The following is a 7,898-nucleotide window of genomic DNA, read 5'->3' as shown; positions in this document are numbered from 1 at the left end:
CGTGGGGGAAACGCCCGGTTCCATTCCGAACCCGGAAGCTAAGGCCCACAGCGCCGATGGTACTGCAGCCGGGAGGTTGTGGGAGAGTAGGTCGCCGCCGGACATTCTTTGGGGGAGGGCCTCGCACCGTTGGGTGCGAGGCCCTTCCCGCATTTCTGGACTGTTTTCCCCGCAAGGACGGTCCGCCACAGGCTCCGGGCACTAGCCTGGTCCCCTGAGTACCCGGCCGCGAGGCCGGCGCATGAGGAACAGAGACTGCGTTCCCGCGGATCATCGCGGCGTGACGCCCAGGAAGGACACCATGGCTGAGGACACCCCCCGAGAGCGCCGCGAGGGCCGCGGATCCGAGGGCCGCGGGCCCCGCGGTGGCGGTGATGGCCGGCGTCGTGGTGGTGACCGCGACGGACGTCCTCGCAGCGGCGCCGGTGACCGGCGCCGCTCCGGCGGGCCTCACGAGGACCGCCGGCGCGGCCCGGGCCAGGGGGGCGGACGCCCCGAGCGCCGCGGTGCGCCGACGGGCCCTCGTCGCGAGGACCGCGCCGAACGACCCGCGCACAATCCCGGTGACCTCCGAGCGGCGAATCGTGCGGACCAGGAGCGCTCTCCGGACATCGACCCGGACGTGACGGGCCAGGAGCTCGACCGCGGCACGCTCAAGGAGATCAACGGCCTCGACGAGCGTCCTGCCAGCTGGGTCGCCAAGCATCTCGTGATGGCCGGCCGCTACCTGGACGTCGACCCGGCGCTGGCGTTCCAGCACGCCCTCGCCGCGTCCCGCAAGGGCGGCCGCCTCTCACGCGTGCGCGAGGCAGTCGCGCTCACCGCCTACGCGGCGGGGGAGTACGCCGACGCGCTGCGCGAGTTCCGCACCTACCGGCGTATGACGGGCGATGACACCCACATCGCCGCGCAGGTGGATAGCGAGCGTGCCCTCGGCCGCACGGAGAAGGCCCTGCAGCTGGCCGCCGAGGTGGATGCCTCGCGTCTGGACCGGGCGGCGCGGGCCGAGCTGGCCATGGTCGTCTCCGGCATCCGCGAGGACGCCGGCGACCTTCAGGGTGCCCATGAGGCCCTGCAGATCCCGGAACTGGACCGGCGGCGCGGCTACCCCTTCTCTCCCCGGCTGTTCCAGCGCCAGGCCGACGTGCTGCTCGCCCTGGGGCGCCGCGACGAGGCTCGGCTCTGGGCGCGTGCCGTGCGCGTCGCGGAGAAGGCCCTCGGCGTGGGCGGGTTCGCGGACCCGGAGATCATCGACGTGGACACCGAGCCGGTCGAGGACCCCCGGGACCGCCGCCCGTCCCCCCGCGAACGGCGCCACGAGCGGTATGCGGCCGAGGCCGGTGCGGAGCCGACGGCGGACGGATCCCCGGCCGAGGAGCCGGAGGCCGCCACGGAGCCGACCGAGGCGCCCCGGCCGGAGGCCGCCACGGAGCCGCCGGCCGCCGTCGACGCGCCGGACGAGGTCGACCCGAACCAGCTGTCGCTGTTCGACGCCCTCGAGGCCCCGGAGGCAGACGAGCGGTGAGCGCCACGTTCTTCGCCGGTCACGACGGGCTGCTCTGCGACCTGGACGGCGTCGTCTACGCCGGAGGCGGCGCGATCGCCGGGGCGGTCGAGACGCTGTCGACGCTGCAGGAACGGGGCGTGCCGGTCGGGTTCGTGACGAACAACGCCTCCCGCGCGCCGGAGTCTGTGGCCGAGCATCTCCGCACGCTCGGGGTGCCCGCGCAGGCGGGGCAGGTCTTCGGCTCCGCACCGGCGGGCGTCGACCTGCTCGAGGAGACGCTCGGCCGCCGCACCGGCCGGGTGCTCGTGGTCGGCTCGGCGTACCTGCGCGCCGTGGTCGAGGAGCGGGGCTACGAGGTGGTCGCGTCCGCGGCGCAGCGCCCCGACGCGGTGATCCAGGGCTTCGACCCCGGTCTCGGCTGGGCCGATCTGGCGGAGGCGGCGTACGCCGTGCGCGCCGGGGCCACCTGGGTCGCCACCAACCTGGACACCTCGATCCCGCGCGCGGAGGGGATCGCCCCCGGCAACGGGGCCCTCGTCGAGGCGGTGGGCCGGGCCACCGGCACCGCGCCCGTCGCGGCGGGCAAGCCCGAGCCACGACTGTTCCGGACGGCGGCCGAGGCCCTCGGCCTGGCCCGTCCCCTCGTGGTCGGCGACCGCCTGGACACGGACATCCGCGGCGGCAACGCGGCGGGGTTCGACACGGTGCTCGTCCTGACCGGCATCGACACGCGCGAGACCGCGGCCGCCGCCCCCGGGCCGGACCGGCCCACGTGGGTCCGCGCGCACCTGCCCGCTCTGCTCGGCGGCGGTGCCGAGACCTCCGCCGACCCGCGGCGTGGCTGAGACCGCACGCGCCGACGTCGCCCTGGCCGCCCGGGGCCTGGCCCGCTCCCGCACGGAGGGCGCGGCGCTCATCCGGGCGGGGCAGGTCCTCCTCGACGGCCGCCCGGTGCGCCGGCCCTCCGACCGCGTGGCCGCCGACGCCACGCTGCGCCTGCGCGACCCGGGCCCGCGGTACGTCTCCCGTGCGGCCCACAAGCTCGTCAGCGCACTCGAGGCGTTCCCGGACGTCGCCGTGGCCGGCCGCCGGGCGCTCGACGCCGGGGCCTCCACCGGCGGATTCACCCAGGTCCTCCTCGAGCGGGGCGCCGAACGGGTGGCCGCCGTCGACGTGGGCCACGACCAGCTGGCCCCGCCCGTCCAGGCCGACCCCCGCGTCCTCGTGCGCGAGGGGCTCAACGTCCGCGACCTCACGGCCGAGGACATCGACGGTCCGGTGGACCTGGTGGTCTCCGACCTGTCCTTCATCTCGCTGCGCCTCGTCCTCGCCCCGCTCGCGGGCGTGTGCCGACCCGGCGCGGAGCTGCTGCTCATGGTCAAGCCCCAGTTCGAGGTCGGGCGGCGCGCCCTGCCGCGCTCCGGCGTCGTCACCGATCCGGACGCCCGCCGCGACGCCGTCGCCGGGGTGGCCGCGGCCGCGCTGGGCGCCGGCCTCGCCCCCCGCGGCCTCACCCGATCCGGCCTGGCCGGCCAGGACGGGAACGCCGAGTTCTTCCTGCGGCTCCACCGCCCCGACGCCACCGCGGCCGACGACCCGGCCGGCAGGACGAGCCCGGCCACGCCCGCCGACGAGCGCGCCGCCGGGTGGGTCCGGGGCGCCCACATCGACTGGTCCTGACCCGCGTCCGGGGGGGCGCCGCCCGTCCACGGGCGCGGGGCCACCGGTTCGCGTGTCCGATCTCGTGGCTATCCTGGAGCGCAGTGCCCGGCACCCCGGCTCGCGGAAGGAACCATGCCCTACACCCCCGGACGTCGTGTCCTCGTCCTGACCCACACGGGCCGCGAGGACGCCATCAGCGCGGCGCTGCAGGCCACCCGCATGTTCGCGGAGGAGGGCCTGGTCAGCGTCATGCTCGAACAGGACGTGGCCGCCATCCGCGCGGCCGCGGGGGACCCCCCGGAGTTCGCGCCGGAGGCCCTCGGGGTCGACTGCGAGCTCGAGGACATCACCCTCGGCCTCGTCCTCGGCGGCGACGGCTCGGTGCTGCGGGCGGCCGACTTCGTCCGCGGCCACAACGTGCCACTGCTGGCGGTGAACCTGGGCCACGTCGGCTTCCTCGCCGAGTCCGAGCGCACCGACCTGCACCGCACCGTCCAGGCGATCGCCTCGGAGTCCTACGTGGTGATCGAGCGCATGGCCCTGGACGTCGTCGTGCTCGTGGAGGGCCGCGAGGTGGCCCGCACGTGGGCCCTCAACGAGGCCTCCGTGGAGAAGTCCCACCGGGAGCGGATGCTCGAGGTGGTCGTCTCCGTGGACAACTCGCCGCTGACGGCCTTCGGCTGCGACGGCGTCGTCCTGGCCACCCCCACCGGCTCCACCGCCTACGCCTTCTCCGGCGGGGGCCCCGTCGTGTGGCCCTCCGTGGAGGCCCTGCTGTGCGTGCCCATCAGCGCCCACGCCCTGTTCACCCGCCCCCTCGTGGTGGGTCCGCGCTCCACGATCGGCGTGGACGTGCTCACCCGCACCCGCGAGACCGGTGTGCTGTGGTGTGACGGCCGGCGCACCGTCGAACTGCCGCCGCAGGCCCGGATCGAGGTGTCCCGGTCGGCGGAGCCGGTGCGCCTGGCCCGTCTCAACCCGACGCCCTTCGCGGAACGGCTCGTGCGCAAGTTCCGGCTGCCCACGGACGGCTGGCGCGGCCCCGTCACCGCCCAGGAGCGGGCGGGCGTGCTCCACGCGGTGGAGACCGTCGAGCCGCGGCACGCGGGGCCGCGTCCCGACGTCGTCGAACCGGCCACCATGCCGCTGTCGGTGCTCTCGCCCGCGGACATCCAGCGCCACCGCGACCGCGGGGCGCGTCACCCCGGGGAGGACGCATGATCGACCATCTGAGGATCTCGGGGCTCGGCGTGATCGGCGAGGCCACCGTGGACCTGGACCCCGGCTTCACCGTCGTCACCGGCGAGACCGGCGCCGGCAAGACCATGGTGGTCACCGCCCTGGGCCTGCTGCTCGGCGCTCGCGCCGACGCGGGCGCGGTCCGCCGGGGCTCGTCCCGTGCCGTCGTGGACGCCGGCGTCCGCCTGCCCGAGGCGCACGCCGCGCTCGCCCTCGCCGAGGACGCCGGGGCCGTGCTGGACGAGGCCGACGAGGGCGTCCGGGAGCTCGTCCTGAGCCGCAGCGTCACGGCGTCCGGGGAGGGGACCCGCTCGCGCGCCGCCGCCGGCGGGCGGACCGTGCCCGTCGGCCTGCTCGCCGAGATCGGGGCGACCCTCGTGGCCGTGCACGGCCAGAACGACCAGGTCCGCCTCCAGGGCGCCGACGCCCAGCGGCACGCCCTCGATGCGTTCGGCGGCGCCGAGCTCGCCGCGGCCCTGCGCGCCTACCGCGCGGACCACGCCGCCTGGACCGCCGCGCGTCGGGAGCGCGAGGAGCTCACCGCCCACCGCCAAGAGCGGGCCCGCGAAGCCGAGGCGCTCCAGCGCTCGCTCGAGGAGATCGACCTCGCCGAGCCGCAGGAGGGCGAGGACGAGGAGCTGCGGGCTCTCATCCGCCGGCTCGAGGACGTCGAGGAGCTGCGCGCCGCCTCCGGGGAGGCACACGCCCGACTGGCCGGCCCCGACGTGGACACGATGGACGAGACCCCCGGCGCCGTCAGCCTCGTGGAGGCGGCGCAGCAGGCCGTGCTCGCCGCCCCCGGCGACGACCCCGAGCTCGCCGCCGCGGCCGCGCGCCTGGCCGAGGCCGCCGTCGTGCTCACGGACATCGCCGGCGACCTGGCCCGCTACACCGCTGACCTGGACGCCGACGCGGCCTCCGACCTCGACGCGGCCCAGTCCCGGCTGGCCGAGCTCACACGACTGCAGCGGCTCTACGGGCCGGAGCTCGCCGACGTGATCGACTGGGCCCGGACCCAGCGTCCGCGCCTGGACGAGCTGCAGGGCGACTCCGGCCGCCTCGAGGAGCTCGAGGCGGAGGTCGACCGGCTCGACGCCGCGCTGCGCGAACGGGCCGCGACCCTCACCGCCCTGCGCACCGCGGCCGCCGAGCGGCTCGAGACCGCGGTGACCGAGGAGCTGCACGCCCTGTTCATGCCGGACGCCTCGTTCCACGTGGGACTGACGCCGGTCGCCGGGGACGGTCTCGGCCCGTACGGCGCTGAGGACGTCACGCTCGCCCTGCGCCCCCACGCGGGTGTCGAGCCCCGGCCCCTGGGCCGCGGCGCCTCCGGCGGCGAGCTCTCCCGCGTGATGCTCGCCCTCGAGGTGGTCCTGGCCGCCACGGACCCGGTGCCCACCTTCGTGTTCGACGAGGTCGACGCCGGCGTGGGCGGTGAGGCCGCCGTGCGGATCGGGGCCCGCCTGGCCCGGCTCGCCCGCCACGTGCAGGTCATCGCCGTGACGCACCTGCCCCAGGTCGCCGCCTACGCGGACCGGCACGTGCGGGTGGAGAAGAACTCGGACCCGGCCGCGGGTGTGACCACCTCCGACGTCGTGACGCTGACGGCCGACGAACGGGTCGAGGAGCTCGCCCGCATGCTCGCCGGGCACGGGGACTCCGCGGCGGCCCGCGAGCATGCCCGGGAGCTGCTCGAGTCCTCCGCCCGCGAACGCGGCTGACCCGGTCCGTGGACGCCGCCCCGACATGAGAGGATCGCCCCATGCCTGAGATCCCCGCGTCCGCGGGACGCTCGCCCCTGCGCGACCTGCACGTCCCCCGCCCGGTGAAGAAGTCGAAGACCGTCTACGAAGGCCGAGTGTGGGACATCGCCCGGGAGTCGTTCCGCCTGGATCCGGCGGACAAGTCCCAGGATCCCCTGACCCGGGAGCTGATGGTGCACCCGGGCGCGGTGGCGATCCTCGCGGTCCGCACCAAGCTCACCACCACCGGCCCCCGCGAGCAGGTGGCCCTCGTCCGCCAGTACCGCCACCCCGTGGGCATGGAGCTGTGGGAGATCCCGGCGGGCCTGCGGGACGTGGACGGGGAGGACCTCCACCAGGTCGCCGTCCGTGAGCTGGCCGAGGAGGCCGACCTGCGCGCCCGCGAGTGGCACACCCTCGTCGACTACTACACGACCCCGGGCGGCTCCAGCGAGGCGATCCGCGTGTTCCTGGCCCGTCAGATCGAAGAGATCCCCGACGGCGAGCGGCACACCCGGCAGGACGAGGAGGCCGCCATGCCGCTCGTGTGGGTCGGCGTCGACGAGGTGACCGACGCCGTCCTGGATGGGCGCGTGCACAACCCCTCCACGGTCGTGGCGATCCTCGCCCTGTGCGCCCACCGCGCCCAGGGGTGGCGGCGCCTGCGCCCCGTGGACGCCCCCTTCGTCCCGGACCGCCACGGCCCCGGGGCGGACTGGCCCGCGTGAGCACCGACCCGGCCGCCCGGGGGAGCGGCGAGGCCGAGGCCCGTGGGAGCCGTGGGGGCCGGGGCGCGGAGTCCGCGCTCGCGGCCCCGTTCCGCCGCCACCTGGAGCACCTGGCCGTCGAGCGGGGCCTCGCCGCGAACACGCTGGCCGCCTACCGCCGCGACCTCGAGCGCTACCGCCGCTGGCTCGAAGCCCACGGGGTGCGCGCCCCCGCCGACGTCGACCCCGGCCACGTCTCCGGCTTCCTGCGGGCGCTGGGCACCGGCGAGGACGGCGGGCGGCCCCTCGCGGTCCGCTCGGCGGCCCGCGTGCTCGCGGCCGTGCGCGGCCTGCACCGGTTCTGGGCCCTCGAGGGACTCACGCCCGCCGACCCCGCCCGCGACGTCCACCCGCCGAAGCCGGGCGACCGCCTGCCGAAGGCGCTCCCCGTGGAGCAGGTGACGGCGCTGCTGGAGGCCGTGCCCGTCGACACCCCCGCCGGACTGCGGGACCGCGCGCTGCTCGAGTTCCTCTACGGCACCGGCGCCCGCATCTCCGAGGTGGTCGGCCTCGACGTCGACGACGTGGTGGGGCTCGCGCAGACCGGGGACGACGGCGGCCAGCCCGTGGTCCGCCTGTTCGGCAAGGGGTCCAAGGAGCGCGTGGTGCCGATCGGCTCCTACGCGGCCGCCGCGCTCGACGCATGGCTGGTGCGGGGACGGCCCACGATCATGACGGGAGTCACACGCTCCACGCCCGCCCTGTTCGTCAACGCCCGCGGGGGCCGGCTCTCCCGGCAGTCCGCGTGGGCCGTGCTGAAGCGGGCGGCCGAGCGCGCCGGCCTCGAGGCGGACGTCTCGCCCCACACCCTGCGCCACTGCTTCGCCACGCACCTGCTGGCCGGCGGCGCGGACGTCCGCGTGGTCCAGGAGCTGCTCGGGCACGCGTCCGTGACCACCACGCAGGTGTACACCCTCGTCACCGTGGACTCCCTGCGCGAGGTCTACTCCGCCGCGCATCCGCGCGCGCGCTGAGCCCCGC

General features: G+C 76.3%; 7 protein-coding genes and 1 rRNA gene. All 8 read left to right on the top strand.

The window, feature by feature from the left end:
* Positions 1–103, top strand: a 5S ribosomal RNA gene (rrf, locus tag J1M41_RS04120); the annotation flags it as partial.
* A gap of 519 nt (positions 104–622) precedes the next feature.
* Complete coding sequence (locus J1M41_RS04115; protein WP_235186503.1) at positions 623–1,525, top strand: hypothetical protein; 903 nt, start codon at positions 623–625, stop codon at positions 1,523–1,525.
* Positions 1,522–2,352: an HAD-IIA family hydrolase gene (locus tag J1M41_RS04110; RefSeq protein ID WP_206451204.1), complete on the top strand. Its 831-nt coding sequence runs from the start codon at positions 1,522–1,524 to the stop codon at positions 2,350–2,352. Before J1M41_RS04115 ends, J1M41_RS04110 begins: the two co-directional genes overlap by 4 nt.
* The gene (locus J1M41_RS04105) at positions 2,345–3,187 is read left to right on the top strand and encodes a TlyA family RNA methyltransferase (protein ID WP_036383268.1); all 843 of its coding nucleotides are present in this window, start codon (positions 2,345–2,347) and stop codon (positions 3,185–3,187) included. The genes J1M41_RS04110 and J1M41_RS04105 overlap by 8 nt, the downstream gene beginning before the upstream one ends.
* A gap of 114 nt (positions 3,188–3,301) precedes the next feature.
* Positions 3,302–4,390, top strand: coding sequence for an NAD kinase (locus J1M41_RS04100; protein ID WP_036383271.1), 1,089 nt, complete (start codon positions 3,302–3,304; stop codon positions 4,388–4,390).
* Complete coding sequence (gene recN / locus J1M41_RS04095; protein ID WP_036383274.1) at positions 4,387–6,129, top strand: DNA repair protein RecN; 1,743 nt, start codon at positions 4,387–4,389, stop codon at positions 6,127–6,129. Before J1M41_RS04100 ends, recN begins: the two co-directional genes overlap by 4 nt.
* Before the next feature lie 41 nt (positions 6,130–6,170).
* The gene (locus J1M41_RS04090; RefSeq protein WP_044659884.1) at positions 6,171–6,878 is read left to right on the top strand and encodes an NUDIX hydrolase; all 708 of its coding nucleotides are present in this window, start codon (positions 6,171–6,173) and stop codon (positions 6,876–6,878) included.
* Positions 6,875–7,891, top strand: a complete 1,017-nt coding sequence (xerD, locus tag J1M41_RS04085) for a site-specific tyrosine recombinase XerD (RefSeq protein ID WP_036315732.1) — start codon at positions 6,875–6,877, stop codon at positions 7,889–7,891. Before J1M41_RS04090 ends, xerD begins: the two co-directional genes overlap by 4 nt.
* Positions 7,892–7,898 lie beyond the last annotated feature (7 nt).

The organism is Micrococcus sp. KRD096, assembly GCF_017168495.1.
Lineage (GTDB): Bacteria > Actinomycetota > Actinomycetes > Actinomycetales > Micrococcaceae > Micrococcus > Micrococcus luteus.
This window is presented reverse-complemented; position numbering and strand designations above follow the sequence as displayed.